24 protein-coding genes and 1 tRNA gene are annotated in these 26514 nt (G+C 71.4%); 9 read left to right on the top strand and 16 right to left on the bottom strand.

What is annotated here, in order from left to right:
- Nucleotides 1–145: 145 nt before the first annotated feature.
- Nucleotides 146–1594: an IS1380 family transposase gene (locus tag J2S59_RS11565; protein WP_306824762.1), complete on the bottom strand. Its 1449-nt coding sequence runs from the start codon at nt 1592–1594 to the stop codon at nt 146–148.
- Nucleotides 1595–1728: 134 nt separating this feature from the next.
- Between J2S59_RS11565 and yaaA the strand changes: the two genes are divergently transcribed.
- On the top strand, nt 1729–2508 hold the full coding sequence (gene yaaA, locus J2S59_RS11560) for a peroxide stress protein YaaA (protein ID WP_306825131.1): 780 nt from the start codon (nt 1729–1731) through the stop codon (nt 2506–2508).
- Nucleotides 2509–2515: 7 nt separating this feature from the next.
- Here the strand turns inward: yaaA and J2S59_RS11555 are convergent, their stop codons facing one another.
- Genes J2S59_RS11555 through J2S59_RS11540 form a run of 4 tightly spaced genes read right to left on the bottom strand, consistent with a single transcriptional unit; the run spans nt 2516 to nt 7115 of the window.
- Entirely contained in the window at nt 2516–3652 is a 1137-nt protein-coding gene (locus tag J2S59_RS11555) for a bifunctional RNase H/acid phosphatase (RefSeq protein WP_068120165.1), read from the bottom strand.
- Nucleotides 3653–3654: 2 nt separating this feature from the next.
- Nucleotides 3655–4440 carry a zinc ribbon domain-containing protein gene (locus J2S59_RS11550; protein ID WP_246360262.1) on the bottom strand — a complete coding sequence of 262 codons (786 nt, stop codon included), beginning with the start codon at nt 4438–4440 and terminating at the stop codon, nt 3655–3657.
- Nucleotides 4422–5546, bottom strand: a complete 1125-nt coding sequence (locus J2S59_RS11545; protein ID WP_068120163.1) for a Nif3-like dinuclear metal center hexameric protein — start codon at nt 5544–5546, stop codon at nt 4422–4424. Before J2S59_RS11545 ends, J2S59_RS11550 begins: the two co-directional genes overlap by 19 nt.
- 27 nt (nt 5547–5573) lie before the next feature.
- Nucleotides 5574–7115: an AMP-binding protein gene (locus tag J2S59_RS11540; protein ID WP_068120161.1), complete on the bottom strand. Its 1542-nt coding sequence runs from the start codon at nt 7113–7115 to the stop codon at nt 5574–5576.
- 103 nt (nt 7116–7218) lie between these two features.
- On the opposite strand from J2S59_RS11540, the gene J2S59_RS11535 reads away from it, so the two are divergent.
- From J2S59_RS11535 to J2S59_RS11525, 3 genes are read left to right on the top strand one after another with little or no spacing between them, the layout of a single operon-like run.
- The gene (locus J2S59_RS11535) at nt 7219–7656 is read left to right on the top strand and encodes a hypothetical protein (protein WP_068120159.1); all 438 of its coding nucleotides are present in this window, start codon (nt 7219–7221) and stop codon (nt 7654–7656) included.
- Entirely contained in the window at nt 7646–9181 is a 1536-nt protein-coding gene (locus tag J2S59_RS11530) for a sensor histidine kinase (protein ID WP_181641847.1), read from the top strand. The genes J2S59_RS11535 and J2S59_RS11530 overlap by 11 nt, the downstream gene beginning before the upstream one ends.
- Nucleotides 9166–9831 (top strand): response regulator transcription factor, encoded by a 666-nt coding sequence (locus J2S59_RS11525; protein WP_068120157.1) that lies wholly within the window; start codon nt 9166–9168, stop codon nt 9829–9831. The genes J2S59_RS11530 and J2S59_RS11525 overlap by 16 nt, the downstream gene beginning before the upstream one ends.
- Nucleotides 9832–9982: 151 nt before the next feature.
- On the opposite strand, the gene J2S59_RS11520 is transcribed toward J2S59_RS11525, so the two are convergent.
- The 10 genes from J2S59_RS11520 to J2S59_RS11475 form a co-directional block, all read right to left on the bottom strand.
- Entirely contained in the window at nt 9983–11218 is a 1236-nt protein-coding gene (locus J2S59_RS11520) for an IS110 family RNA-guided transposase (protein WP_306824840.1), read from the bottom strand.
- Between the two features lie 407 nt (nt 11219–11625).
- The gene (locus tag J2S59_RS11515) at nt 11626–12528 is read right to left on the bottom strand and encodes a serine/threonine-protein kinase (protein ID WP_068121215.1); all 903 of its coding nucleotides are present in this window, start codon (nt 12526–12528) and stop codon (nt 11626–11628) included.
- A gap of 22 nt (nt 12529–12550) precedes the next feature.
- On the bottom strand, nt 12551–13069 hold the full coding sequence (locus tag J2S59_RS11510) for a hypothetical protein (RefSeq protein ID WP_068121212.1): 519 nt from the start codon (nt 13067–13069) through the stop codon (nt 12551–12553).
- 124 nt (nt 13070–13193) lie between these two features.
- A tRNA-Val gene (locus J2S59_RS11505) sits at nt 13194–13268 on the bottom strand.
- Between the two features lie 143 nt (nt 13269–13411).
- Nucleotides 13412–13915 carry a redoxin domain-containing protein gene (locus J2S59_RS11500; RefSeq protein WP_068121210.1) on the bottom strand — a complete coding sequence of 168 codons (504 nt, stop codon included), beginning with the start codon at nt 13913–13915 and terminating at the stop codon, nt 13412–13414.
- Nucleotides 13893–15515, bottom strand: a complete 1623-nt coding sequence (locus tag J2S59_RS11495) for an AMP-binding protein (protein ID WP_068121208.1) — start codon at nt 15513–15515, stop codon at nt 13893–13895. Before J2S59_RS11495 ends, J2S59_RS11500 begins: the two co-directional genes overlap by 23 nt.
- Before the next feature lie 73 nt (nt 15516–15588).
- Nucleotides 15589–16371, bottom strand: coding sequence for an enoyl-CoA hydratase/isomerase family protein (locus J2S59_RS11490; RefSeq protein ID WP_068121201.1), 783 nt, complete (start codon nt 16369–16371; stop codon nt 15589–15591).
- On the bottom strand, nt 16371–17150 hold the full coding sequence (locus J2S59_RS11485) for a crotonase/enoyl-CoA hydratase family protein (RefSeq protein ID WP_068121199.1): 780 nt from the start codon (nt 17148–17150) through the stop codon (nt 16371–16373). The genes J2S59_RS11490 and J2S59_RS11485 overlap by 1 nt, the downstream gene beginning before the upstream one ends.
- An 8-nt stretch (nt 17151–17158) precedes the next feature.
- Complete coding sequence (gene npdG, locus J2S59_RS11480) at nt 17159–17833, bottom strand: NADPH-dependent F420 reductase (protein ID WP_068121196.1); 675 nt, start codon at nt 17831–17833, stop codon at nt 17159–17161.
- Nucleotides 17834–17966: 133 nt separating this feature from the next.
- Nucleotides 17967–18395 (bottom strand): DUF3052 domain-containing protein, encoded by a 429-nt coding sequence (locus J2S59_RS11475; protein ID WP_220138467.1) that lies wholly within the window; start codon nt 18393–18395, stop codon nt 17967–17969.
- A gap of 299 nt (nt 18396–18694) precedes the next feature.
- On the opposite strand from J2S59_RS11475, the gene aceE reads away from it, so the two are divergent.
- Complete coding sequence (gene aceE / locus J2S59_RS11470; RefSeq protein ID WP_068121219.1) at nt 18695–21439, top strand: pyruvate dehydrogenase (acetyl-transferring), homodimeric type; 2745 nt, start codon at nt 18695–18697, stop codon at nt 21437–21439.
- 7 nt (nt 21440–21446) lie between these two features.
- On the opposite strand, the gene J2S59_RS11465 is transcribed toward aceE, so the two are convergent.
- Complete coding sequence (locus J2S59_RS11465) at nt 21447–22412, bottom strand: alpha/beta fold hydrolase (protein WP_306825130.1); 966 nt, start codon at nt 22410–22412, stop codon at nt 21447–21449.
- Between the two features lie 115 nt (nt 22413–22527).
- On the opposite strand from J2S59_RS11465, the gene J2S59_RS11460 reads away from it, so the two are divergent.
- The 4 genes from J2S59_RS11460 to J2S59_RS11445 all read left to right on the top strand — a co-directional run bounded on the left by J2S59_RS11460 (nt 22528) and on the right by J2S59_RS11445 (nt 26416).
- On the top strand, nt 22528–23721 hold the full coding sequence (locus tag J2S59_RS11460) for a PucR family transcriptional regulator (RefSeq protein ID WP_068121890.1): 1194 nt from the start codon (nt 22528–22530) through the stop codon (nt 23719–23721).
- Between the two features lie 139 nt (nt 23722–23860).
- Nucleotides 23861–25048 carry an acyltransferase domain-containing protein gene (locus tag J2S59_RS11455; RefSeq protein ID WP_306825129.1) on the top strand — a complete coding sequence of 396 codons (1188 nt, stop codon included), beginning with the start codon at nt 23861–23863 and terminating at the stop codon, nt 25046–25048.
- On the top strand, nt 25045–26061 hold the full coding sequence (locus J2S59_RS11450) for a beta-ketoacyl-ACP synthase III (RefSeq protein ID WP_068119690.1): 1017 nt from the start codon (nt 25045–25047) through the stop codon (nt 26059–26061). Before J2S59_RS11455 ends, J2S59_RS11450 begins: the two co-directional genes overlap by 4 nt.
- Before the next feature lie 106 nt (nt 26062–26167).
- Entirely contained in the window at nt 26168–26416 is a 249-nt protein-coding gene (locus J2S59_RS11445) for an acyl carrier protein (protein WP_068119691.1), read from the top strand.
- The last annotated feature ends 98 nt before the right edge of the window (nt 26417–26514 follow it).

Here is a 26514-nt window from a genome sequence, read left to right as displayed (position 1 = left end):
CCGGATCCACCGATGGCCATGGCGCTGAGCGCCTGATCCGGTTCGTCTGGTCATGAGGAGCCGCGGGCATGTCGATGTGCCGGACCTCGTTGTCCGGTGTCGTCCACTTGGTCCTCGGTTCGCGCAGCGGCGGGCTGCTGGGTGGTCAGGCTGCGAGGCTTGGCGGCGGGTCGTTGACTCGGTCGAACAGTGCCGTCCAGGCGCTCTCCCAGGGCCAGGCATGGGGCAGGTGCAGGGTGATCCGGCGTGCTGAGGTCGCGACCCTTGCCGGCACGATGATCAGCTTGCGACGGAGCGTGGCGGTGGTGGCCTTCGCCAACTCCCGATCGGTCAGGCTCGCGGCGGCTCGGGTGAGGTTGAACGCGATGACGGCGAGCACCAGCCAGGCGGCGTTCGCGGTGAACACCCCCGACGGCAGGTGTGCCAGCGCGGCGCCTTTGAGGTCAGCATGGACTTGTTCGATGACCGCGTGATGGCGGTGCATCTTGTCGGCGGCGACGGTGTCCAGCACGTCGGCGTCGGTGGTGGTGAAGAAGGCGTGGAAGCGCCAGGTGTCGAACAAGGTGTCCTGGCCGGCTGCCTTGTTCTTCTCGGCGTTGAAGTCCGGGATGCGACGGACTACGAGCCGGCCCGGGACGTGGTCGGACTTCTTCTGCGCAGCGAACGCGGTGAAGTCGATCTCGGCGACCTCGGCTCGCGAGATCCAGCGGCCACTCGGCTCGTCGAAGATGGCGTCGGTGTATTCGATGGTGGTCCACGCATCGTCGGCGATCGCTTCGATCGCCGCCTTGATGCGTTTGTCCATCCGCACCGTCACCGACACCGCGGCCCCACCAGCGATCGCGGCGTGGACTGGTCTGCGACCGTAGAACGCCGAGTCCATCCGCACCAGGATCGGCCGGTTCTTCCCGAGCAGCCGTCGGGCGGTTCGCACCGCGTCGCCGACCAGACGCTTCGCGCCGCGTGGTGACCCGGTCGAACCCTTGCGCAGACGCTGGGCCACGACCACCGGGGCCCCACCGGGGACGGTGAGGGTGGCAAGCAGCGCGTTGAGCCCACGGACCCCGGAATAGCCGAACCCTGCGCCCTGCTTGGCATAGCCATGGACCTCGATGATCGTGTCGTCGACATCGACCAACGCGTACCCGCGATCCACCTCGAGGTCGGTGTCGGTGTCGCTGGCTGCGGGGTCTGCCGATGCGCCGAGCAAACCGGTGAGGCCGCCCAGTGCGATCAGGAACCGCGAAGCGATCGCGTCGAGCTGGCGGACGTGCCCGAAGGTGAACGCCCGAAGGAACGAACCCAACGTCGAGGGCGCATACGCCCGGGTGAACAGCCGCCCCATTCCGCCATGACGCAGCAGCGCCATGTCATCGATGCTGTCCGCGCCGGCGACCATCCCGCCGACCAGCGAGGTGACCTTCAACCCAGCGTTCGCGCCTTTGTCCGTCGGCACGCTCAGGTGCTCATCTGCCAGGTCACGCAGGCCGGCGGACTCGGCCAACGCGAGCGCCGGCACCAGGCCTGCGGCCGACACGAGATTCGGGTCATCGAAGACCGCCGACGTCGATCGAAGCGTGTGAGAGAGTTTCACCTCAGAGATGCCCTTGCTCTTGGTGTGAATCGTTGCCTCAAGAACTCCGATTCTCCCGCCCAGCAAGGGCATTCTCGTTCTACGCCACGCTCACCGCCCAAGTTCATCGGTGGATCCGGGCTAAGGTGTGCGACGTGCTGATCCTGCTCCCCCCGTCCGAGGGCAAGACCGCTCCGCGGCGCGGCAAGCCGCTCGACCTCGAGACCCTGTCGCTGCCGGACCTGAACCCGGCCCGGGGCGAGGTCCTCGACGCGCTGGTCGCGCTCTGCGAGGGCGACCCGGGCGAGGCCGCGCGCGTGCTGGGACTCGGCAAGACCCAGCAGGACGAGGTCGAGCGCAACGCGGCCCTGGCGAGTGCACCCACCGCGCGCGCGGAGCAGGTCTACACCGGCGTGCTCTACGAGGCCCTCGACCTGCCGTCGCTGACCGGCGCGGACAAGCGCCGCGCGGGGTCCTGGATCGCCACCACCTCGAGCCTCTTCGGACTCGTCCGTCCCGGGGACCGGATCCCGGCGTACCGGCTCTCCGGTGACGTCACCCTGCCCGGCCTCGGCAGCGTCGCCGGCCACTGGCGCGCCCGCCTCGAGCCGGCCGCGCTCGCCGCTGCCGGCGACGGCCTCGTGCTCGACCTGCGCTCCACGACGTACGCCGCCTTCTGGCGTCCGGCGGGCGACATCGCCGACCGGCTGGCAACCGTGCGGGTGCTGCACGAGGTCGACGGCGTCCGCAAGAGCGTGTCGCACTTCAACAAGGCGACCAAGGGCCGGCTGGTCCGGGCACTGGTCACCGGCGGCGAGCACCCCCGCACGCCGGACCAGCTCGTCGACGTCCTGCGGGCTCAGGGCTGGCACGTCGAGGTCGCGGGCCAGGACCGCTTCGGCACCAAGCTCGACGTCGTCGTCTCCGACCTGTGAGCCGGTTTCAGCTGGTGAGGTTGAACGCCCGCAGCGAGGCGGCGCCGTCGGCGTAGTGCGCGACCACCGACACCGATGCCGGCGCCAGCTCCATGCGGTGCACCGCTGAGGTGTCCGCGCCGACGGCGTCGGCGACGAGCATCTTGATCGGGGTGACGTGGGAGACCACGACGACGACCCGACCGGGGTGCTCGGCAAGCAGCCGTTCGCGAGCGTCGCGGACCCGATCGTGCACCGCCCGCATCGACTCCCCCTCGGGCGGCGACACCTCCGCCGACCTACGCCAGCGGCCCAGCAGCTCCGCGTCCCGCTCGGCGATCTCGGTGAAGGTGAGGCCCTCCCAGGCCCCGAAGTCCACCTCGCGTACGCCGGGCTCCGCCACCGCGCCCGTCAGGCCGAGACGCTCGGCCAGCACCGCGGCCGACTCCTGCGCCCGGCGCAGCGGCGAGGACACCAGCACCGCATCGTCCCCGTCGAGGAACCGCCCCACGAGCGGCGCGGCCGCCCGCACCTGCGCGCGGCCCTCGGCGACCAGACCCGGGTCGGAGCCGGTGGAGCCGGAGAACCGGCGCTCGGCGGTCAGCGCGGTGGCTCCGTGACGCACGAGCACGAGCACGGTCGCCGTGCTGCGCGGCGCCCAACCGCGCGAGCTGCCCTGCTCCTCGCGGCGTACGGCGGGCTCCCGTCGCGCCGGCTCCGCCTCGGGGTCGACGAGTCGCGACCCCGGCTCCCGCTTGCCGTCGAGCACCTCGTTGAGGATTCGGTCGGCGTAGGAGTTCTGTGCCCGCGGGATCCACGTGAACGTGGTGCCGAACGGCGCGAGCCGGTGAGCCTCCGTCGCGAGCGGACGCATGTCGGGATGCTTGATCTTCCAGCGCCCCGACATCTGCTCGACGACGAGCTTGGAGTCCATGCGGACCTCGATCTCGGCGTCGGGCGCGTGCTCCGCGGCGAGCTCGAGGCCGGCGATCAGGCCGCGGTACTCGGCGACGTTGTTGGTCGCGATCCCGATCGTCTCCGCGCTCTCGGCGATCGGACGACCGGTCGCGGCGTCCAGGAGGACCGCACCGAAGGCCGCCTTGCCGGGGTTGCCGCGCGAGCCACCGTCGGCCTCGATGATCACGCGGGGCGGGTTCCCGCCCATCCTCAGAGCCCGGACTCGGCGGTGCGGACCAGGATCCGCTGGCACTCCTCGCAGCGCACGACCTCGTCGGCCGGGGCCGCCCGGACCGCACCCAGGTCGGAGGCGGTCAGCTCGAGGCTGCACCCCTCGCACCGGCGGGCGCGCAACGGGGCCGCGCCGACGCCACCCTTGGCAGCGCGCAGCTTGTCGTAGAGGGCACGCAGGTCGTCGGGCACGTCGTCGGCGATCGACCCGCGACGGGCGTGCAGGTCGGCGACCTCCCCGTCGATCTCGGCGTAGGAGTGGTCGCGCGCCCCCATGGCCGCGGCGATCTTGCCCTCGACGTCGGCGAGCTCGTCGGAGACCTTCGTCAGCTCCTGCTGCGTCGTCTCGAGCCGCTCCATGACCTCGAGCTCGATGTCCTCGAGGTCCGAGATCCGCTTGCTCAGCGAGACCAGCTCGTGCTGCATGCGCTCGAGGTCCTTGGGGTTCGCGATCGCGCCGGAGTCCATCCGCTGCTGGTCGCGCTCCCGACGGGCCCGGACCTGCTCGACGTCGGCGTTGGCCCGCTTGAGCTCCCCGGCGGTGTCGTCCGCCGTGATGCGCAGGTCACGGACGCATGCGTCGAGCGCGGCACGCTGCTGCTCCAGCTCCTCGAGCACGGAGTGCTCGGGCAGTGACCGGCGACGGTGGGCGAGCTGCCCGAGCTGGGCGTCGAGCTCCTGCAGCTCCAGCAACCGCAGCTGCGCGGACGGGTCGGCTTTCAGCGGGTCTCCTCGGATCGTGCGCCTCAGGCGCGGAAGGTCCACGGGTCGGTGGGGGTGGTGCTCACCCGGATCTCCAGGGCGTCCCCCACCGTAGCGGTCAGACGCTGCTCGAGCACCGGCAGCCAGGTCCACTCCGCGGCCCAGTGGGCGACGTCGATCAGGGCCGGCCCGCCGTGCTCGAGGAACTCCGCCGCCCGGTGGTGACGCAGGTCGGAGGTCAGGTAGACGTCGGCGTCGGTCTCCAGCACCCGCTCGAGCAGGAAGTCGCCGGCGCCGCTGGTCACCGCGACCCGGCGGACGAGCCGGTCCGGGTCACCCCCGACGCGCACGCCGTGCGCGCACGCGGGCAGGGCTGCCGCGACCTGCCGGGCGAGCTCTTCGAGTCGCACCGGTGTCGCGAGGTCACCGATGCGTCCGGTGCCGCGGGTGGGGCGACGGGTCCCCGGGTTCGCCAGCTCGATCAGGTCGAAGGCCACCTCCTCGTAGGGGTGTGCGGCGTGCATGGCGGCCAGGACGTCGCGGCGCAGCTCGCGCTCCAGCACCACCTCGATGCGCTCCTCCTCGACCACCTCGAGCTCGCCGATGCTGCCGATCGCAGGGTCAGCGCCCGCCTGCGGCCGGAACCGCCCACGGCCCTCCGCGCTCCACGAGCAGGCCTCGTAGTCGCCCAGCGCGCCGGCACCCGCCTCCGCCAGCGCCCCGCGCACTGCCTCCGCCGCGTCGCGCGGCGCGAACACGACGAGCTTGTCGAGCGCCGGTCGGCCGTCGGGGTCGATCACCGCGACGTCGACCAGGCCGACGGCATGGGCCAGGGCCTCGTTGACGCCGTACGCCGGTGCGTCCGCGTTGGTGTGGGCGGTGAACAGCGCGGTCCCGCCGGTGAGCAGCCGGTGCAGGGTGCGGCCCTTCGGCGTGGTCGCGGCCACCGAGCTGACCCCGCGCAGGAACAACGGGTGGTGCACGACGACCAGGTCCGCGCCCCACTCCAGTGCCTCGTCGACGACGGCCGGCGCCGGGTCGACGGCGAGCAGCACGCGGCGTACCTCCGCGTCGGGGTCGCCTGCCACGAGTCCCACGGCGTCCCAGGAGTCCGCCCAGGCGGGGTCGTACCAGGAGTCGAGCAGGGCGGTGACCTCGTGCAGACGCATGAGGCAGACCCTAGGCGCCCGCAGTCGTCAGTTCACCTGCCGCTCGCGCCCGTCCCAGTACGGCTGGCGCAGCTTGAACTTCTGCAGCTTGCCGGTGGCGGTGCGGGCGAGCACGTCGCGGAACTCGATGCTGGTCGGGGCCTTGTAGCCGGCCGCCCGCTCCTTGCAGTGCCGGATGAGCTCCTCCTCGGTCGCCGTCGCGCCCTCGGCGAGGACCACCAGCGCCTTGATCGTCTCGCCCCACTTCTCGCTCGGCACACCGATCACGGCGACCTCGGCCACGGCAGGGTGGCTGAAGAGCACGTCCTCGACCTCGATCGAGGAGACGTTCTCGCCGCCGGTGATGATCACGTCCTTCTTGCGGTCGCTGATCGTCAGGTAGCCGTCCTCACCGATCTCCCCGCCGTCACCGGTGTGGAACCATCCGCCGGCCAGCGCCTGCTCGGTCTCCTCCGGCTGCTCCCAGTAGCCCTCCAGCACCACGTTGGACCGCGCCAGCACCTCGCCCTGCTCGGTGGTCGCCAGGCGTACGCCGATCGCGGGCGCCCCGGCGCGCACGAGCTTGGCGGCGCGGTCCTCGGGGGCCAGGTCGTCCCACTCGGCGCGGGTGCGGTTGACCGTGAGCAACGGCGAGGTCTCGGTGAGGCCGTAGATCTGAATGAACTCCCAGCCCAGCACGGTCTCGACCTCGGCGATGGTGCGGGTGGGCGGCGGTGCACCGGCGACGACGATCCGGACGCGGCCGCTCCCCGGGATCTCGCCATCCCAGCTCGCCGCCGCGTCGAGGACGCTGGAGACCACGGCCGGAGCGGCACACAGCATCGTCACCCCGTGTCGCTCGATGCGCCGCAGGATCTCGGCGCCGTCGATCTTGCGCAGCAGCACGTGCTGGGCGCCGACACCCGTCATCGCGAACGGCATCCCCCACCCGTTGGCGTGGAACAGCGGGAGGGTGTGCAGGTAGACGTCGCGGTCGCTGATCTGGGTGTGCAGGCCGAAGGTGACCGCATTGGTCCAGATGTTGCGATGGGTGATCTGCACGCCCTTGGGCCGCGCCGTCGTGCCGGAGGTGTAGTTGATCGTCGCGGTCGCGGTCTCGTCGACGTCCCACGCCAACGGTGTCGCGCCCTCGCGGTAGATCTGGGCGTCGTCGCGCCCCAGCACCCAGCGGTGCTCCAGGCCCGGCACCTCGAGGTCTCCGAGCGTCGGTTCGAGCTCGGGGTCGATCAGCAGCACGCGGGCGCCGGAGTGCCCGACGATGTAGGCGACCTCCTCGACCGACAGCCGGAAGTTGATCGGCACCAGCACGCGTCCGGACCCGCTGACGCCGAAGAACGACGTCAGCAGCCGCGCGCTGTTGTGGGAGACGATGGCGACCCGGTCACCGGTGCGCAGGCCGAGCTCGTCAAGCCGCGCGGCCTGGGCGGCAGCCCGGACCGCGACCTCGCGATAGGTGAGGCTCCCCCACGACGTCGCCGGTTGGTCCGGCTCGTCCACCACGCCGATCCGCTCGCCGTACACCTGCACAGCACGGTCGAGGAAGTCGCTGGCGCTGAGCGGGACGTGCATGGGTCCTCCCGAGATCGATGACCGGACCTTCGAGCATGCCAGATGAGAGACCTCTCATCCGGTTCTCATCGGTGCGCTACCCCTCGGGTCCAGGATGGTCGCCATGAGCACGTACTGGAAGATCCTCATCGGCTTCACGGTGACGCTCCCGGTGCTCGCCTACCTCGGCGGGTCACTGCTCGCGACGCAGAACGACGTCGACGACCGCCCGGTGCCGATCGTCGTACCGGTGGCGGACGCGACCGGCGGCACCGACAGCGACCGGACCGCCGACGCCGAGCAGAAGGCGAAGCGCGCCGAGCAGGTACGCCGCAAGCGCGCGGAGCAGCGTCGGCTGCAGGAGGCGAATGCAGGCCAGAAGGGTGCGCCGGACCGCGGGGACGACCGACGCGGCGGACGTGACGAGGACCCGCAGGCCCGCCGTGGCGGTGACTCCGACGATGACGACGACGAGCCCGAGGTCGTGCGCCCGGAGCCCGACACGGTCGATGATGACGACGATGACGACACGAGGGACGACGACACCGACGATGACGACTGACCCCTCCGCGGGTGAGTCCTCACCCGCCGGTGGGTGGCGCGCGCGGCTGACGCGCTGGGGCGCGTTCTCCGTCCGCACCCGGATCACCGTCGCCTTCGTCGCGGTCGCTGCGCTGGCGTTGTTCAGCGCCGGGTTCTTCGTCTACACGATCGAGGTGCGCGCCATCGAGCGTGATGTGCGCGACCAGATCCGCCAGGAGCTCGCGGAGTTCCGCACGCTGTCGGAGTCCGATCCCCCACCGGCCGACGTCGACACCGGCGCACCCATCTCGACCGCGGACCAGCTCGTGCGCGTCTTCCTGACCCGCAACGTCCCCGACGACGACGAGCTGCTGCTGGGGTACGCCGGAGGCAGTCCCCGCGTCATCTCCCCCACCCGCTACGCGGCGGAGTATCGCGACACCTCGACCGGCCTGCAGGCGCAGCTACGGCAGACGGCTGAGCCACTGCTGCAGTCCGGCGGGACCGAACGCATCCACCACGCCGACCTCGGCGAGATCGTGCTGACGGTCCAGCCGGTCGACTACCAGGGCAGCCCCGGCGCGCTGGTGATCGCGAACTTCCTCGGTGACGAGTACTCCGAGCTCGACTCCTTCATCCGGACCTACATCATCCTGTCGCTGCTGATGCTGGGCGCGATCGCCGTGCTGTCGTCCTTCCAGGCCGGCCGGCTCCTGCGGCCCGTGCGCACGCTGCGCGAGACCGCGCAGAGCCTCGGTGCGACCGACCTCTCGCGCCGCATCCCCGAGCAGGGCAACGACGACATCACCGACCTCACCCGGACGGTCAACCAGATGCTCGACCGCCTGGAGCGCGCCTTCCGCACCCAGCGTGAGTTCCTCGACGACGCCGGCCACGAGCTCAAGACGCCGCTGACGATCATGTCCGGTCACCTGGAGCTGCTCGACCCGCACGACCCCGAGGACGTCGCCGCGACCCGCGACCTGCTGCTCGACGAGACCGACCGGATGAGCCGTCTCGTGCGCGAGCTGATGCTGCTCGCCAAGCTGGATCGGCCCGACTTCCTCGATCCCCGGGAGGTCGATGTCGCTCCGCTGACGACGCGGGTCTGGGAGAAGTGCCGCGGTCTCGGCGAGCGCGGCTGGGTCCTCGACGCGGCGGCGGAGGTCACCGCACTGCTCGACGAGCAGCGGATCACCCAGGCGATGGTGCAGCTCGCCCAGAACGCCACGAAGCACACCGAGGACGGTGCGGTCATCGGCATCGGCTCGGCGTACGCCGACGGCGACGTCACCTTCTGGGTCCGCGACACCGGGCCCGGCGTACGCCCCGAGGATCGCGAGACGATCTTCGAGCGCTTCGGCCGCGGACGGATCGCCGCGGGCGACGACGGCTTCGGCCTGGGACTCTCGATCGTGCACGGCATCGCGACCGCCCATGGCGGGACCCTCGCGGTCGGCGACGAGCACCCGCACGGTGCCAGGTTCACGCTCACCCTGCCGGTCGCGGACGCGACGGCCTCCCCCTCCCCCCGGAAGGAAGACCCCTCATGGCCCGCATCTTGATCGTCGAGGACGAAGTGCGCATCTCCAGCTTCGTCTCCAAGGGCCTGCAGGCCGAGGGGCACACGACCACCGTCGCCGCTGACGGCGTCACCGGCCTCGACTACGCCCTGACCGGCGACTTCGACCTGGTGGTGCTCGACATCAACCTGCCGGGCAAGAACGGCTACGAGGTGCTCGAGGAGATGCGCGCCGTCGGCAGCACGCTGCCGGTCATCGTGTTGACCGCCCGCGACTCGGTGACCGACACGGTCTCCGCACTCGAGGGCGGCGCCGACGACTACATGGCCAAGCCGTTCAAGTTCGCCGAGCTGCTCGCCCGGGTGCGCCTACGGCTGCGGCAGGCCAACGGCCAGGCGGGACCCGTCGAGGACGTGCTCGAGGCCGGTGGCGTGGTGCTCGACCTGCGCGCCCGCACCGCCACCGTCGGCGGCCGCGAGGTCGTGCTCTCCGCCCGGGAGTTCAAGCTGGCCGAGATCTTCCTGCTCAACCCCGGCCAGGTGCTCTCCCGCGAGCAGCTGCTCTCCCACGTCTGGGGCTATGACTTCGACCCCGGCTCCAACGTCGTCGACGTCTACGTCGGCTACCTGCGCAAGAAGTTCGGCGCGCAGGCGATCACCACCGTGCGCGGCATGGGCTACCGCTTCGGCTGAACGCGCAACCCCCCACACTCCCCTACGTGAGCGTCGTCGCCGGGTACGGCGGAGGACGCTCACGTAGGGGAGTGTGGGGGGTAGGGGGCGCGTGGTGGGCCGCTCAGCGGGTCTGTAAGGAAGGTTCCCGTGAGTGTCGTGGGGCCTCGGGTCAGCTGGCTGGTCGTAGTTCGACCTCGAGGCCGAGTGCGCGTAGTTGTTTGAGGGCTCGTCGTTTGATCTGGTCGGGGTGGCTGAGCTGGTAGTGATCAGCGCCGAGATCGCGATAGGCGACGTCGTCGGTGAGCATGTGCCAGACCGAGGTCAGGATGGAACGCTCGATCGCGACGATGGCCCGTAGGCGTCCGCGGCGGGCAGCGATGCGGCGATAGCGGGCGGCCAGGTAGGTGTTCTTGCTTTTGGACGCAGCGAGCGCTGCGCTTCCGAGCGCGCCTTTGAGGTAGGAGTCCCCGGGGCGAGTCGTGCCCTGTTTCTTGCGGCCTGCGGACTCGTTCTGGCCCGGCGCGACCCCCGCCCAGGCCGCTAGGTGTGCTGGGGAGGGGAAGTTGCTCATGTCGCCGCCGGTCTCGGCGATGATCACATCGGCCACGATCACCGAGACCCCGGGAATGGTGATCAGCAGGTCGCGGAGATGCCGAAAGGGTTCGATCATCACCTCGATCCGCTCATCGAGGGTGGCGATGGCTTGGTCGTGTTGTTCGATGCGGTCCAGGTGCAGACCGATCATGAACGCGTCGTGATCGCTGAACCGGCCGGTGAGGGCGTCGATGAGCTGGTCTCGCTTGGCGCGCATCGTGCCCAAAGCCAGGTCCGCCAGGACCTCGGGATCACGCTCACCAGCCACGAGGGCTTTGAGCATCCGACGGGCCGAGACACCGTTGAGGTTCGAGGCCACGACCGAGAGCTTGATCCCGGGTGATTCCAGCCGCTTCTCCAACCGGGTGGTCTCACGGACCCGCTCACGGGCGATGATCGTGCGAGTCCGGGTGAGGTCACGAAGTTGTCGAACCTGCGGCGGGGGCACGAACGAAGCACGCACCAGACCGTGCGCGGCCAGGTCGGCCAACCACACAGCATCGGAGACGTCACTCTTGCGACCCGGGATGTTCTTGACGTGGCCGGCGTTGGCCAAGATCAACTCGAACCCGGCGTCCTCGAGCAGGTAGTAGTAGGGCTTCCAGTAGTCGCTGGTGGACTCCATCAGCACGCAACTGACCTGCTCGGCGATCAGGTACTGGCGCAGATCCAAGATCTCGCGAGTCATCGATCCCCAGTCGCTGACCTCGGTGCTCGTGGCGCGAGCACCCGAACCCTGGACACGCACGCACACTTTCGCGCTCTTCTTGCCGATATCGATCCCGGCGCAACGCGAGTGAATGACTTCCATGACATCCCCTAGGACCCGGCGCCGACAACGCCACCAACGCCAGCAATGCCAGTGGCGCTGTCGAGCAGTGATGTGGACAGGCGTGTGCCGCGGGGAGGGCCAGAGGTCAGACGAAGTCTGTAAGACGTGCTCGATGGCGACAATCCGCGGTTCCCGCGGAGACCCTCCGCGCCAAGCTCGATAACAGGCTCCGCCCCGCCCTGCAGGGTCGAGGCAGTGGCGCTAGAGACAAACGGCTGCGGACCGCGACACACCCCCCAGTGTGATCCTCAGCAGTACTCAGCGGAAGACCCCCGCCGACCGGCCCCAACCCCCGCGGAACCTTCCCCCCACGCATCGGTGAGCGAAGCCACCAAAGAGCTCGATACACCGTCGCTCGTTCCTCACGACGGCACTCGACCTCCTCGCTACGCTCGGACCTTGAAGCCGGCGAGGCGGCCGCGGGGGACGCGCGCGAGGGCGGGCTCGAGGGCCTCGGCGAGCTCGGCGGGGGCTGGCCGCTTCGCGGGGTCGGGGTCGAGCGCGGCGTAGACCGCCGCTGCCACGTCGGGGGCCACCTTGTCCTCGGGCAGCGTGTAGGACAGGTCGCGGGTCTGGGGGAAGCGCGCTGCGAGGTCGGCGCCGTCGCGGTCACCGTCGTCGAACGGCCGGTAGCCCGCGATCGCCTCGAACAGCGACGCACCCAACCCGAAGACGTCGCTGGCGTAGCCCGGCGTACCCGTCGTCGGCGGGTCCGTCTGCTCGGGCGCCATGTAGAGATCGGTGCCGATCGGGTAGGTCAGCTGCGCCGCCTGCTCGGGAGTGCGCGCCACGCTGAGGTCGATGAGTCGCGCGGGCGCACCCATGATGATGTTGCTCGGCTTGATGTCGAGGTGGACCAACCCGACCCGGCGGAAGTAGTGCAGGGCCGAGGCGATCTCGATCGCGAGCGGCAGGTACTGGTGCTGCTGCAACGGCCCGTACTTCCGGATCAGCGTCGAGAGCCGCGGCCCCTCGAGGTGCTCGAGGACCACGTGCGGGCGCTCCCCCTCGGTCACCGCCCGCAGCCCGCGGACCACCACCGGGTGGTTGACCAGGTCGAGGGAGGCGACCTCGCGACGCAGTCCTCGCAGCACACTCGCGGAGTCGACCAGCCCGGGGCGGACCATCTTCACCACGACGGCGCCGTAGGTCACGTCGTCGAAGGCGAGGTAGGCCTCGAAGTTCTCCCCACCACCGAGGAGCCGCATCGCGGTGAGGTCCTCGGTGATGGGGTCGCCCTCGGTGAAGCCCCAGGTGTCCTGAAGGTGCGCCCGGTGCTGGCTGGACATGCTGACTCCTTCGTTCTGCGGGTCAGCCGCGCGAGGCGGTGTCGCGGGAGACGGTGTCGCGCGAGACGGTGTCCTGGGAGACCGTGTCCCGCGAGACGGTGTCACGGCTCGGGACCGAGGCGCGCGAAGGCGCGCTCGCACGGGTCTGCCGACTCGGTGCACTGGCGCGGGTCTGCCGGCTCGGCGCGCTGGCGCGCGACGGCGCACTCGCGCGGGTCTGCCGGCTCGGCGCGCTGGCGCGCGACGGCGCACTCGCGCGGGTCTGCCGGCTGACGGCGCTGGCGCGCGGCGCCTTCGACCGCGTCACCTGGCTGTCCGCGCCGGCCCGGGTCAGGTCGTCCTCGGGCCCCTCGGGGTCCTCGTCGACGGTGACCAGCTCGGTGCTGGACTCCTCGCGCTTGGTGATGGCCGGCTCGTTGCTGACGGTGTCGGCGTTGCCCGGGAAGGCCATGACGCCGACGCCGACGAGTGCGGCCAGGCCGAGGACACTGCCGCCGGCGACCTTGGTGCCGGTGCGGCTGAGGGTGCTCTTGAGGTTCATCTCGCTCCTCCTGCGTTCGGGGCCCTGCTCGGGCTCTGGTGATGGACACCAGCCTGGAGCCGAGCAGTGAGGCGGAGGTGAGTCGTGGATGAGTCCCCTCTCATGTGGGGACTCCCCGCAGGGGTGGTGCGCCGGGACGGGATCGAACCGCCGACCGCTCGGGTGTAAACCGAGTGCTCTACCGCTGAGCTACCGACGCGCGCGCGGCACACGGTACCGCGGGGCATGAGAAACGGCCGCTGGCGTCTCGGGTCACCAGCGGCCGTTCGAGGGAGATCATGCACCAGCGCGCACGTGTTGTCATGCATCCGGACCAAATCGTGACCTGTGTCTCAACCGGCCTCACCCGACCGCGTCGAGCGCGGCCAGGTGCTGGGTGACGGTGCGCGGCTCCCCCATGCCGTGGTGCAGCGCCCACCGCACCACGCCGTCGGCGTCGAGCAGGAAGGACGAGCGCCGCGGACACCCCCGCTTCGCATCCAGTACGCCGAACGCTGCCGCCAGCGCGCCGTGGGGCCAGAAGTCGCTCAACAGCGGGAAGTCCAGGCCCTCGGCGTCGGCGAACGCTCGCTGGGTGAAGACCGGGTCGCAGGAGACGCCGACCAACACCGCACCGGTCCGGTCGAGGGCCGTAGCGAGCTCGGCGCTCCGGGCCAGGTCGCGCAGCTCGGAGGTGCAGACCCCGGAGAACGCGTAGGGGTAGAAGACCACCAGCGCCGGTCCCCCACGCAGGTCGGCGAGCCCGAGGGCGGCACCGTGCTGGTCACGCAGGGTGAGGTCCGGGGCAGCAGCGCCCACGCCCAGCGGCTCGCTCGTCAGGGCGTCACTCGTCGGCCGATGCCTCATGGGAGCCATCTTTGCGCAGCTCGCGCTTGAGCACCTTGCCGGTGGCGTTGCGCGGCAGCTCGTCGAGGAAGACGATCTCCTTGGGGACCTTGTAGCGCGCGAGGTTGGCCTTCACATGGTCCTTGAGCTCATCGGCCGACACCTCGGTGCTGGTCACGACGAACACCCGCAGACGCGCGCCGTAGTCGGGGTCCTCGACCCCCACCGCAGCCACGTCGGTCACCGCCGGGTGTTGGACCAGGCAGTCCTCGACCTCCTTGGGGAAGACGTTCTCCCCGCCCGAGACGATCATCTCGTCGTCGCGGCCCTCGACGTACAACAACCCGTCGTCGTCGTAGCGCCCCACGTCGCCGGAGGCCATCAGCCCGTCGACGACCTCCTTGCTGCCGCCGCCGGTGTAGCCCTCGAACAGCAGGTGGTTGCCGACGAAGATCCGCCCCGAGCTGCCGCGCGGGACCTCACGGCCCTCCTCGTCGAGGATCCGCACCTCGGTGGCGTGGGGCGGGCGGCCCGCGGTGGTGGGGGCGCGGCGCAGCTCGGCAGGCTGGGCGACGCTGGCCCAGGCGACCTCGGTGGAGCCGTAGATCGAGTAGAGGTTGTCACCGAAGCGGTCCATCCAGGCGGCAGCGAGGTCGCCGGGCAGCGCCGATCCCGAGGAGGCCACCACCCGGAGCCGGGGCAGGTCGTAGCCCGCCAGGGTGTCCTCGGGCAGGCGCAGGATGCGCTGCAGCATCACCGGGATGACCACGGCGGAGTCGCAGCCCTCGTCGCGCAGGGTGCGCAGGCACTCCTCGGGGTCGAAGGTGCGACGCAGCACCATCGTGGAGCCGAGCAGCATGGCGAGCGCGAAGTGGGCGTAGCCCCAGGTGTGGAACAGCGGCGCGGCGATATGGGTGCGCCACCCGAAGCGCAACGGCATCCGTGACAGCAGCGCCACGGCGGCCGGGATACCGGCCTCCTTGCGCGGGGCGCCCTTCGGCGTGCCCGTCGTGCCCGAGGTCAGGATCACCACCCGCGTGTGGCGCTCGGGCGGGGTGAGGTCGGCGGCCGGGTTCTGCGCGATCAGTCCCTCGAGCGTGGGCGGACCGTCGGAGCCGGGCTCGTCGTCGGTCCACCCCAGCACGCGGTGCTCGATGGGGGCGCCGGCGAGCAGGTCGGTGAACTCCTCGTCGTGGATCACGACGGTCGGTTGCTCGCGCTCGAGCACGTCGGCCAGCTGCGGTCCCGCGAACGCGGTGTTGAGGTAGAGCAGGTCCGCGCCGAGCTTGCCCACGGCGATGGAGGCATCCACGAAGCCGCGGTGGTTGCGGCACATCAGCGCTACCGCATCGCCCTCGCGGACCCCCAGCGCGGCGAGCCCGCGCGCCAGCGCGTTGGAGCGACGGTGCAGGTCGGCGAAGGTCAGCTCACCGCGTTCGTCGATGAGGCCGACGCGGTCGGGATGGCGTACGGCGAGGCTCGCGAAGCCCCCGGCCGGCCCGGTGCCCCACGCCTTGAGCGTGCTCAGGAGCCGGGCGAGGCGAACCGGACCGTACGGGCGCACGACGCCCGCCGTGGCCAGCACCTTCAACGACACCGCGGCGTCGGCGACCTTCGACATCCTCGTCCTCTCCTCGACGTCTCGCGAAACTGTAACCGCGAGTTACACGCGAGTCGAGGGAGCGTGACGGCCCTTACGCCCCGAAGCGCGGTGCCCGCTTCTCGAGGAACGCCTGCACGCCCTCGCGGCCGTCGGCGCCGACCGCGAGCTCGCGGATCGACAGCGTCTCGGCGCGCAGCCGCGTCTCGATCTCAGCCTCGGCAGCCGTGCGCACCAGTCGCTTCGCCGCCGCCTGCGCGGGACCGGAGCCACCGGCGAGCCGCGACACGATCTCCTCGGCGGTCGCGGCCAGCTCGGCCACCGGCACCACGCGGGCGACGAGCCCCGCGGCCAGCGCGTCGGCGGCCGACAGGGTGTCGTGGAGCAGGGCCATCCGCAGCGTGCGGTGGAGGCCCAGCGTGTGGACGAGGAGACTCGAGCCGCCGTCCGGGCTCAGCCCGACCTTGCCGTAGGCGAGGGCGAACACGGCGGTGTCGGCGGCCAGCACCACGTCCGCAGCCGCCGCCAGCGGGAACCCCGCGCCCGCGGCCGTGCCCTGCACGACCGACACGACGACGGCGGGGAGCCGCTGCAGCTCGCTGATGACGCGGTGCAGGGCGTCGGCGAGGTCGTCGATATAGCGCCCGACGTCGTCGGCACCGGCGAACGCCGCCAGGTCGCCCCCGACGCTGAAGAACCGCCCCTCGGCGGCAAGCACGACCACGCGCGCCGCGTCGCTGCGGGCGCGGAGTACCGCGTCGGTCAGGGCGGCGACCGAGTCGAGGTCGACGGGGTTCCCGCGGCCACCGTCGGTCAGGGTGATCCGCGCGACGCCGTCGGCGTACGCGTAGGAGACGGGCGATCCGGCGTCGGTCATCAGCGACCCTTCCACTGCGGTGTGCGCTTCTCGGCGAAGGCGGTGGCGCCCTCCATCGCGTCCTCGGAGGCGAAGACCGGGGTGACGATCGGTCCCTGCTCCTGCCAGCTCTGCTCGAAGGTCCAGTCGGCAGCGCGGCGGGCCAGCTCCTTGGTGACGCGTACGGCGAGGGGGCCGTTGGCCGCGATGGCAGCGGCCAGCTCGAGCGCCCCCTCGAGTGCGGCACCCGGCTCGGTGAGGCGGTTGACCAGACCCAGCTCGGCCGCCCGCGCGGCCGTGATCGGGTCCCCGGTGAGCAGCAGCTCGAGTGCGATGGCCCGCGGGATGCGCCCGCTCAGGTGCAGCGCAGCGCCGCCGCCGGCGACCAGGCCGCGCTTGACCTCGGGTACGCCGAGCTGCGCCGTGCGCGAGGAGACCACCAGGTCGCAGCCCAGGAGCAGCTCGAACCCGCCCGCCACCGCGTAGCCCTCGACCGCGCCGATGAGCGGCTTGGCCGGTGGCTGCTCGACGAGGCCGCCGAAACCGCGGCCCTCGACGTACGGCACGTCGCCGGTCACGAACGCCTTCAGGTCCATGCCGGTGCAGAAGGTGCCACCCGCACCGGTGAGCACGCCGACCCGCAGGGCGTCGTCGCCGTCGAGCTCGTCGAACGCCGCTGCCAGCCCGCGCGCGGCCGCTCCGTCGAGGGCGTTCTTGACCTGCGGACGGTTGATGGTGATGACCAGGACGTCGTCGCGGCGCTCGGTCAGGACGACCTCGGCCGCTGCGTTCTCGCTCATCGTGGCCCTCAGACGTCCGTGACCCGGATGCCGGAGTGCGCCTTGTAGCGCCGGTTGATGGCGATCAGGTTCGCGGTGAGTGCCTCGACCTGGTGGGCGTTGCGCAGGCGTCCGCCGTACACGCCCCGGACCCCCGGGATCGTGTCGGCGAGTGCCTGGACGAGGTCGGTCGCCTCACGGTCGTCACCCAGGACCAGCACGTCGGTGTCGACGCTGGCCTCGGGGTCCTCGAGCAGCACGGCGGACACGTTGTGGAACGCGCCGACCACGGTGCTGTCGGGCAGCAGGGCACGCGCCTGCTCGGAGGCGGATCCCTCCTCGACCTTCAGCGCGAAGGGGCCCTGCTTGTCGAAGCCGAGCGGGTTGACGCAGTCGACCACGATCTTGCCGGCGAGGTGCGGGGCCAGCTCGGTGAGCAGCTCACCGTGGCCGTCCCACGGGACCACGACCAGGACGACGTCGCCGGCCGCGGAGGCGCCGGCGTTGTCGAGCCCGGTCACGTTGCCGCCGGTCGCCTCGGCGAGCGTCGCCGCCGTCTCGGCCGCGCGCTCGGCGGAGCGGCTGCCCAGCACGACCGCGAGGCCGGCGCTGGCGAAGCGGCGGGCAAGCCCGCGGCCCTGGGGACCCGTCCCTCCCAGGACGGCGATGGTCTTGTCGGCAAGCTCCGCGGGAAGCGCGTTCATGGGTCGTCGGACTCCGTTCGTCACAGGTGAGGCGTCAGCACAGCAGACGTTCTGCGTGCGTACGCTCTCAACCTGTCACGAGACGTGCGTCACCGGGTCCGGTGTCACCATCCGGGCTCGGCCGGGTCTGGACTCAGGCGCGGGCGTTCTTCGGCGCCAACAAGCGCGTGGCGGCCCAGTCCCTGCTGACGGCCGCAGTGGTCGTGGTGGACAGACCGGCCACGTCGGCAGCCTCGGCGACGTCGGCGGGGTCGACCGTGCCCGGGCGTCCGACCTTCGGCGAGAGCAGCCAGATCACGCCGCCGTCCGCGAGGTCGGTCAGGGCATCCATGAGCGCATCGGCGAGGTCACCGTCCTCGTCGCGCCACCACAGCAGCACGGCGTCGACCACGTTGCCGTGGTCACCGTCCACCATGTCGGCGTCCAGGGTGTCCTCGATCGCGATCCGGAGGGCGTCGTCGACGTCCTCGTCCCAGCCGAGCTCCTGCACGACCATGCCCTTGCTGAAGCCGAGCCGGTCGCCGGCACCCACGGTGTCGTCGCCTGCGACGGACGCGCTCACCAGTCGTTCCTCCTCACGTCTGCGGGTCCGCTCATCGGCGTACCCACCGGCGCTCGGTGCGCCGGTTGGCGTGTAGTCCAGCCGAAAGGGTCCTACCGGCGCAAGCCCACGGCGGATTTGGGCGCGTCCGGAGCATCGGCACCGGGGCCTGCACGCGCCCGCGTGTGCCGCGTAGTGGGACTACCGACCGGTAGATTTTCTCCCCCGGTCGCACGTGACACGATGAAGTGGTGGCTACCACCGACGATTCCGACAAGACCGGGACCGCGGACTCCAGGCCCACAGGCCAGGCTCCGCCCGTGATTCACGAGGGACTGCCCACCCAGCTCCCCGACATCGACCCCGATGAGACCGCTGACTGGCTCGCATCGCTCGACGCGTTGCTCGACGAACGCGGCGGCTCGCGCGCTCGCTACGTGATGCTCAAGCTGCTCGAGCGGGCACGTGAGCGCAACGTCGGCGTCCCGGCACTGCGCAGCACCGACTACATCAACACGATCCCCCCGGAGCGCGAGCCCTGGTTCCCCGGTGACGAGGAGACCGAGCGCCGGATCCGGGCGTTCATCCGCTGGAACGCCGCGGTCATGGTCTCCAGCGCCAACCGCAAGGGGCTCGAGGTCGGTGGCCACATCGCGACCTACCAGTCCTCCGCCTCGCTCTACGAGGTCGGCTTCAACCACTTCTTCCGGGGCAAGGACCACCCCGGCGGTGGCGACCAAGTCTACATCCAGGGTCACGCCTCCCCCGGCATCTACGCCCGCGCCTACCTCGAGGGCCGGCTCACCGACACCCAGCTGTCGCGCTTCCGCCAGGAGGTCCAGCACGGCCCGGGCGCCGGGCTGGCGTCGTACCCCCACCCCCGGCTGATGCCGGACTTCTGGGAGTTCCCGACCGTCTCGATGGGCCTGACCGCGATCAACGCGATCTACCAGGCCCGGTTCAACCGCTACCTGCACAACCGCAACATGAAGGACACCAGCGACCAGCACGTCTGGGCTTTCCTCGGCGACGGCGAGATGGGCGAGCCGGAGTCGCTGGGCGCCATCGGCCTCGCGGCGCGCGAGGAGCTCGACAACCTGACCTTCGTCGTCAACTGCAACCTGCAGCAGCTCGACGGTCCGGTGCGCGGCAACGGCAAGATCATCCAGGAGCTGGAGTCCTACTTCCGCGGTGCCGGCTGGAACGTCATCAAGGTCGTCTGGGGTCGTGAGTGGGACGACCTGCTCGCCCGCGACGTCGACGGCGTGCTGGTCAACCGGATGAACCAGACCCCCGACGGGCAGTTCCAGACCTACTCGGTCGAGGACGGCGCCTACGTCCGCGACCACTTCTTCGGCACCGACCCGCGACTGCGCGCGATGGCCGAGCACCTCTCGGACCGGCAGATCCAGAAGCTGCCGCGCGGCGGGCACGACTACCGCAAGGTGTACGCCGCCTTCAAGGCCGCCACCGAGCACGTCGGCCAGCCGACGGTGATCCTGGCCAAGACCGTCAAGGGCTGGACGATCGACTCCCTCGAGGGCCGCAACGCCACCCACCAGATGAAGAAGCTGGACAAGGAGGCGCTGAAGAAGTTCCGCGACCGGCTCTACCTCCCGATCTCCAACAAGGACATCGACGAGGCCGAGATCGCGCCGTTCTTCCACCCCGGTGCCGACAGCCCCGAGGTCGAGTACCTCATGGAGCGGCGCAAGGCGCTCGGCGGCTCGCTGCCCAAGCGGGTCAACCGGTCGTCGCTGCCGAAGCTGCCCGACGACAAGGTCTACTCCGAGCTCAAGCAGGGCTCGGGCAAGAACGCCGTCGCGACCACCCAGGCCCTCGTCCGGCTGCTGCGCGACCTCATGCGCGACCCCGAGATCGGCAAGCGGATCGTGCCGATCGCGCCCGACGAGTACCGCACCTTCGGCATGGACTCGATGTTCCCGACCGCCAAGGTCTACAGCCCGCACGGGCAGAACTACGAGTCGGTCGACCGCAACATGCTGCTGGCCTACAAGGAGTCCACCGAGGGGCAGCTGCTCCACGAGGGCATCTCCGAGGCCGGGGCCGTCGCGTCGGCGACCGCCGCGGGGTCGGCGTACGCGACCCACGGCGAGCACATGATCCCGTTCTACATCTTCTACTCGATGTTCGGGTTCCAGCGCACGGGTGACTCGATCTGGGCGATGGCCGACCAGCTCGCGCGCGGCTTCCTCGTCGGCGCCACCGCTGGGCGCACCACGCTCACAGGTGAGGGCCTGCAGCACGCCGACGGCCACTCGCCGCTGCTGGCCGCGACCAACCCCGCGGTCGTGCACTACGACCCGGCGACGGCCTACGAGGTCGCCCACATCGTCCGCAGCGGGCTCGACCGGATGTACGGCGCCACCGACGGTCACCCCGACGGCGAGGACGTGATCTTCTACCTCACCGTCTACAACGAGCCGGTCGCCCAGCCCGCCGAGCCCGAGAACCTCGACCTCGAGGGGCTGCTCAAGGGCATCTACCACTTCGCGGTGCCCCCGAAGGTCGAGCGCACGGAGGGCGACGTCCCCCGCGTCCAGCTGCTCGCCTCGGGCGTCGGGCTGCCGTGGGTCAACGAGGCCCAGCGGATCCTGGCCGAGGAGTGGGGCGTGGCCGCCGACGTGTGGTCGGTGACCTCGTGGAACGAGCTGGCCCGCGACGCCATCGAGGCCGACCGCTGGAACCTCCTGCACCCGCAGGAGACCCCGCGCACGCCGTACGTCGCCGACAAGCTCCAGGCGGTCGAGGGACCGATCGTCGCGGTCAGCGACTACATGCGCGCGGTGCCGCTGCAGATCGCGCAGTGGGTGCCCACCGACTACCACGTGCTCGGCACCGACGGGTTCGGCTTCGCCGACACCCGCCCGGCCGCGCGGCGGTTCTTCCAGGTCGACGCCGAGTCCGTCGTCGTGCAGGCGCTCGCCGCGCTCGCCAAGCGCGGCGAGGTGTCGAACGACGTCGTCGTCAAGGCAGCCGAGCGCTACCGCGTCGACGACCCGACGGCCGTCGCGGGCCGCGAGCAGGAGGGCGGCGACGCGTGATCGGCCGCTAGGCCGAGACCTGCGTCGGGCCCGAGGCCGTGGCCTCGACCGGCGCGGGGACCGGCGCGCCGTTCTTGAGCAGCGCGCGCCAGCGCCCGCGGTGGTAGGTCGCCGCGGGCGTCCGGTGCGCGAACTCCCGCAGCAGCTCCACGAAGCGCTCGGGGTGCTCCTTGTGGGGGAAGTGCCCTGCGCCGGGCAGCACCTCGACCCACGCGTCGGGCGCGACCGTGGCGACGTGCTCGGCGTGCCTGGCCGGGATGACTTGGTCGGCGCTGCCCCACACCACGCACATCGGCATGGCCTGGGTGAGATAGGCACGGTCGACCATGGTGACGACCTGACCGCGCCAGTCGACGACCGCACGCACGACGTGCCGGATCGCGGCACGCGCGCGCGGGTCGGCGAAGGACTCGTAGATCGTCGCGACCTCGTCGAGGTCGCGCACCAACGGCAGGCGGGTGCGGGCGAGCGCCCGCATCCCGCCCGCACCGACGTGGCGGACACCCGGCATGGTCAGCAGTGCCATCGCCTGGTGGAAGCCGGGCATCGTGATCGCGCGGATGACCGGCGTGACCTCGGGTCCCAGACCTCCGGGGGCCACCAGCATCAGCCGCTCGGTGCGCTCGGGGAACTGGTAGGCGAACTGCATCGCCACCCCACCGCCGAAGCTGTGCCCGACGACGGTCACCTTGTCGATGCCGAGCACCGTGAGCAGATCGCGCATCCCGTTGGCGTAGCCGCCGAGGCTGTAGTCGGCGCGCGGCTTGTCGGAGTCACCGTGGCCGAGCAGGTCGGGAGCGATGACGGTGAAGTGCTCGGCCAGCGGCCCGATGACGGGCGCCCAGGTCGTGTGGTCGCAGCCCAGGCCGTGCAGGAGGAGGAGCACCGGACCCTGGCCCGCACGAACGTAGGCCCGCCGGTGCCCGTGGATGATGACGTGCTCGACCGTGGGTCGCATCGTCTGCTCGGCCATGCCGTCTCCTGTCGTTGACACCAGTCAACACCGTGTGTGGTGATCCATCGACCAGGCGCGGTCGAACCTGAACGGTGTCGTCCGAGCACTCCTCGAAGCGACTACTGTGCCCCGGGTGGCCAGAGCCAATCCGGGCGCACCCACGCCTCGTCAGCATCGCGCCCGCCTCGCCCAGCGCGTACGGCGCTCGTCGGGGCGGCTGGTCACGACGGCCACCGCCCGGATGGAGGCCGAGATGGCCTGGTTCCGCGAGCTCTCTGCCGAGGACCGGTCCTGGATCGGCCTGATCGTGGAGGCCGGCGTCCAGTCCTTCGTGACCTGGTTCCGCGACCCCGAGTCCACCGCTGTCCCCGCCGCCGACGTCTTCGGTGCCGCACCGCGCACGCTGACCCGGGTGGTCAGCCTGCGCCAGACCGTCGAGCTGGTGCGTCTCACCATCGAGGTCGTCGAGGAGAACGTCGCCGACATCGTGGGGGGCGAGGACGCCGCCGACATCCGTGAGGCGATCACCCGCTACGCCCGCGAGGTCGCCTTCGCCACGGCGGAGGTCTACGCCCGTGCGGCGGAGATGCGCGGGGCCTGGGACGCGCGGCTCGAGGCGCTCGTCGTCGACACCGTCCTGCGCGCCGAGGCCGACGACACCCTGACCTCCCGCGCCAGCGCGCTCGGGTGGCGTGGCGTCGGCGACGTGGTGGTCGTCCTCGGCCACACCGGGGCGGAGAAGGCCACCGCCGTCGACGACGTACGCCGCAGCGCCCGCGAGCACGGGTTCGAGGTGCTCGGGGCCGTCCAGGGCGATCGCCTGGTCGCCGTGGTCGGCGGACTCGCTCCCGGCGACCCGGCGGGGACGGCGACCGCAGGTGGGTGCGTGGCCGCCCACTGCGGCGACGGTCCGGTCGTCATCGGTCCCGCCGTACGCGGACTCACCGAGGCACACCTCTCGGCGCGCGCCGCCGTGGCTGGCCTGCGCGCCGCCGCGGGGTGGCCCGACGCGCCCCGCCCGGTCAACACCGCGGAGCTGCTGCCCGAGCGCGCACTCGCCGGCGACGGCCACGCCCGCCGCCAGCTGGTGGCCGAGGTCTTCGACCGCCTGCACGATCACGGGGACCTGCTCGCGACGTTCGCGGCGTACGCCGACCACAACGGATCGGTCGAGCGCACCGCCCGTGCCTTGTTCGTCCACGCCAACACCGTGCGCTACCGGTTGCGGCGCGTGGCCGACGTCACCGGCCTCGACCCGACCGACGCCCGGGACGCCTACACCCTGCGCGTGGCCGTCACTCTGGGCCGCCTCAGCCGCTCCGACTGAGCGTCCCCCGACGCCGGCCGGGCGCTCCGGGAGCCGCCCCCGGCGGGCCGCGATGTTTGTAGGGATCCCACAAGATCCCGTCCTGCCTTTCGTGCGCGCCGCACGCGGCTCCGACGACGTACGGCGGCACAGTGGTCACGTGCTCGTCATCGTCGCTCCCGGACAGGGATCCCAGACTCCCGGCTTCCTCACCCCGTGGGTGGCCGACCCGGTCTTCGCCGCGCGCATGCGGTGGCTCTCCGCCGTCGCGGGGATGGACCTCATCCACTACGGCACCGAGGCGGACGCCGACACGATCCGCGACACCGCGGTCGCACAACCGCTGCTGGTCGCCAGCGGCCTCGTCGCCGCGCTCGAGCTGTTCCCCCACCCGGCCGACGCGTTCAGCAAGATCGGCGCCGTGGCGGGCCACAGCGTCGGTGAGCTCACCGCCGCTGCTGGCGCCCGCGCGATCACCGCCGAGCAGGCGATGGTGCTCGTGCGCGAGCGCGGCCGGGCGATGGCCGACGCCGCCCGGCAGCGCCAGACCAGCATGACCGCGGTCCTCGGCGGCGACCGCGACGAGGTGCTGGCCGCGCTCGAGCGCCACGGCCTCACCCCGGCCAACGACAACGGCCCCGGCCAGATCGTGGCCGCCGGCACCCGGGAGCAGCTCGACGCGCTCAAGGCCGACCCGCCCGCCAAGGCCAGGCTCGTGCCGCTCCAGGTCGCCGGGGCCTTCCACACCGAGCACATGGCACCCGCGGTCGACGTCCTGGCCGACCTGTCCCGGGCGGTGTCGACGCACGACCCGCGCACCCCCCTGATCTCCAACCGCGACGGGCAGATCGTGCACGACGGCCAGGAGGTCGTGCGCCGGATCGTGTCGCAGGTGAGCAACCCGGTCCGCTGGGACCTGTGCCTGGAGACGATGCGCGACCTCGGCGTGACCGGGATCCTCGAGGTGCCCCCGGCCGGGACGCTGACCGGCATCGCGAAGCGCGCCCTCAAGGGTGTCGAGACGTTCGCCCTGAAGACGCCCGACCAGCTCGACGACGCCCGCGCCTTCTGCGAGCGTCACGGCACCCCGTCGGGCTACGACACCAACCCGACGTGGCGGATGGTCGTGTCGCCGGCGAAGGGCACCTTCCACGCCAGCGACACCTGCTCCGAGGGTGACCTCGTCGCTGCCCGCGAGCCGATCGGTGCGGTCCAGAGCCTGCGCGACCGCACCGAGGTCACCGCCCCGCACGGCGGCACGGTCGTCGAGTGGCTCGTGCAGGACGGCGATCTCGTCTCCCCCGGTCAGCCGCTGCTGCGCCTGCACCCCGAAGGCGTGCCCGCGTGAGCGCGACCCGAGGTACGGGGCTGCGCAGTGCGACCGGCGCGCGGCACGCGCGTCCCCTCGGTTTGGGTGCCTACCGGCCCAGCGTGGTCGTCCCCAACGCCGACATCGTCGAGGCGATCGACTCCAGCGACGAGTGGATCCAGCAGCGCTCGGGCATCCGGAGCCGCCGCTTCGCCGCGCCACACGAGACCGTGCTGTCGATGTCGGTCGCCGCTGCCCGCGAGGCGATCGAGGACGCCGGCATCGCGCCGGAGCAGATCGACGCCGTCATCGTCGCGACCGTCTCCCACATGCTGCAGACGCCCGCGGCCGCGCCGGCGATCGCCCACGAGCTCGGCCTGGCCCGCCCCGTGGCATTCGACATCTCCGCCGCCTGCGCCGGCTTCTGCCACGGTGTCGGCCTGGCCGACGACATGATCCGGGGCGGCAGCGCCCGCCACGTGCTGGTCATCGGCGTCGAGCGGCTCTCCGACATCACCGATCCCGAGGACCGCGGGACGGCGTTCATCTTCGCCGACGGTGCCGGCGCGATGGTCCTGGGCCCTTCGGACGAGCCGGGCGTCGGCCCCGTCGTCTGGGGCTCGGACGGCGAGCAGTTCGACCTCATCCGCCAGCGCGAGGACTGGCGCGACGTCGTCGCCGGTGACGACCCTCGGATGCCGCACCTGGTGATGCAGGGCAGCGCCGTCTTCCGCTGGGCGTCCTTCGAGATGGCGAAGGTCGCCCGCGAGGCGCTCGACCGGGCCGGGGTCACGGTCGACGACCTCGACGTGTTCGTCCCCCACCAGGCCAACATGCGCATCACCGACGCGATGGCTCGGGCGATCAAGCTCCCCGGCCACGTGCGCATCGCTCGCGACATCGTCGAGCAGGGCAACACCTCGGCCGCGTCGGTCCCCCTCGCCCTGCACCGGATGGTGGCCGAGGGCGAGGCCCGCAGCGGTGACCTCGCGCTGCTCATCGCCTTCGGCGCCGGCCTGTCCTACGCAGCGCAGGTCGTGCGCGTGCCCTGACCGGCAACGGTCCCCCGTTCGGCCGTCCGACGTCCGTCGTCCGGCACCTCCAGAGCTCCACCCGAGAAACCCACCCGAAGCAGCACCCCACGAAGGAGAACACCCCATGGCCACCACCGAGGAGATCCGCACCGACCTCGCAGAGATCGTCAACGAGGTCGCCGGGATCGAGCCCGCCGACGTCCAGCTCGACAAGTCGTTCGTCGACGACCTGGACGTCGACTCGCTGTCGATGGTCGAGGTCGTGGTCGCGGCCGAGGAGAAGTTCGGCGTAACGATCCCCGACGACGAGGTCAAGAACCTCAAGACCGTCGGCGACGCCGTCGCCTACATCGAGCGCGCCCAGAACGGCTGACAGCACAACGGCTGAGAGCGCCACGGCTGCCCGCAGCCTGCGCCCGGGTGGCCGGCCCCGCCGGCCACCCGCACCACCCAGCGCCACCCCCGCAGCAA

The organism is Nocardioides massiliensis (assembly GCF_030811215.1).
GTDB lineage: Bacteria > Actinomycetota > Actinomycetes > Propionibacteriales > Nocardioidaceae > Nocardioides_A > Nocardioides_A massiliensis.
This window is presented reverse-complemented; position numbering and strand designations above follow the sequence as displayed.

Bases quoted from the DNA above. Each gene is read 5' to 3' on its own strand.
- J2S59_RS11535 (WP_068120159.1), top strand. From the start codon at position 7,219: ATGAGCACGTACTGGAAGATCCTCATCGGCTTCACGGTGACGCTCCCG.
- J2S59_RS11485 (WP_068121199.1), bottom strand. From the start codon at position 17,150: ATGAGCGAGAACGCAGCGGCCGAGGTCGTCCTGACCGAGCGCCGCGAC.
- npdG (WP_068121196.1), bottom strand. From the start codon at position 17,833: ATGAACGCGCTTCCCGCGGAGCTTGCCGACAAGACCATCGCCGTCCTG.
- J2S59_RS11525 (WP_068120157.1), top strand. From the start codon at position 9,166: ATGGCCCGCATCTTGATCGTCGAGGACGAAGTGCGCATCTCCAGCTTC.
- J2S59_RS11445 (WP_068119691.1), top strand. From the start codon at position 26,168: ATGGCCACCACCGAGGAGATCCGCACCGACCTCGCAGAGATCGTCAAC.
- J2S59_RS11540 (WP_068120161.1), bottom strand. From the start codon at position 7,115: ATGCACGTCCCGCTCAGCGCCAGCGACTTCCTCGACCGTGCTGTGCAG.
- J2S59_RS11510 (WP_068121212.1), bottom strand. From the start codon at position 13,069: ATGAACCTCAAGAGCACCCTCAGCCGCACCGGCACCAAGGTCGCCGGC.
- J2S59_RS11490 (WP_068121201.1), bottom strand. From the start codon at position 16,371: ATGACCGACGCCGGATCGCCCGTCTCCTACGCGTACGCCGACGGCGTC.
- J2S59_RS11530 (WP_181641847.1), top strand. From the start codon at position 7,646: ATGACGACTGACCCCTCCGCGGGTGAGTCCTCACCCGCCGGTGGGTGG.
- J2S59_RS11555 (WP_068120165.1), bottom strand. From the start codon at position 3,652: ATGGGCGGGAACCCGCCCCGCGTGATCATCGAGGCCGACGGTGGCTCG.
- J2S59_RS11545 (WP_068120163.1), bottom strand. From the start codon at position 5,546: ATGCGTCTGCACGAGGTCACCGCCCTGCTCGACTCCTGGTACGACCCC.
- J2S59_RS11515 (WP_068121215.1), bottom strand. From the start codon at position 12,528: ATGTCCAGCCAGCACCGGGCGCACCTTCAGGACACCTGGGGCTTCACC.
- J2S59_RS11520 (WP_306824840.1), bottom strand. From the start codon at position 11,218: ATGGAAGTCATTCACTCGCGTTGCGCCGGGATCGATATCGGCAAGAAG.
- J2S59_RS11500 (WP_068121210.1), bottom strand. From the start codon at position 13,915: ATGAGGCATCGGCCGACGAGTGACGCCCTGACGAGCGAGCCGCTGGGC.
- J2S59_RS11465 (WP_306825130.1), bottom strand. From the start codon at position 22,412: ATGGCCGAGCAGACGATGCGACCCACGGTCGAGCACGTCATCATCCAC.
- J2S59_RS11495 (WP_068121208.1), bottom strand. From the start codon at position 15,515: ATGTCGAAGGTCGCCGACGCCGCGGTGTCGTTGAAGGTGCTGGCCACG.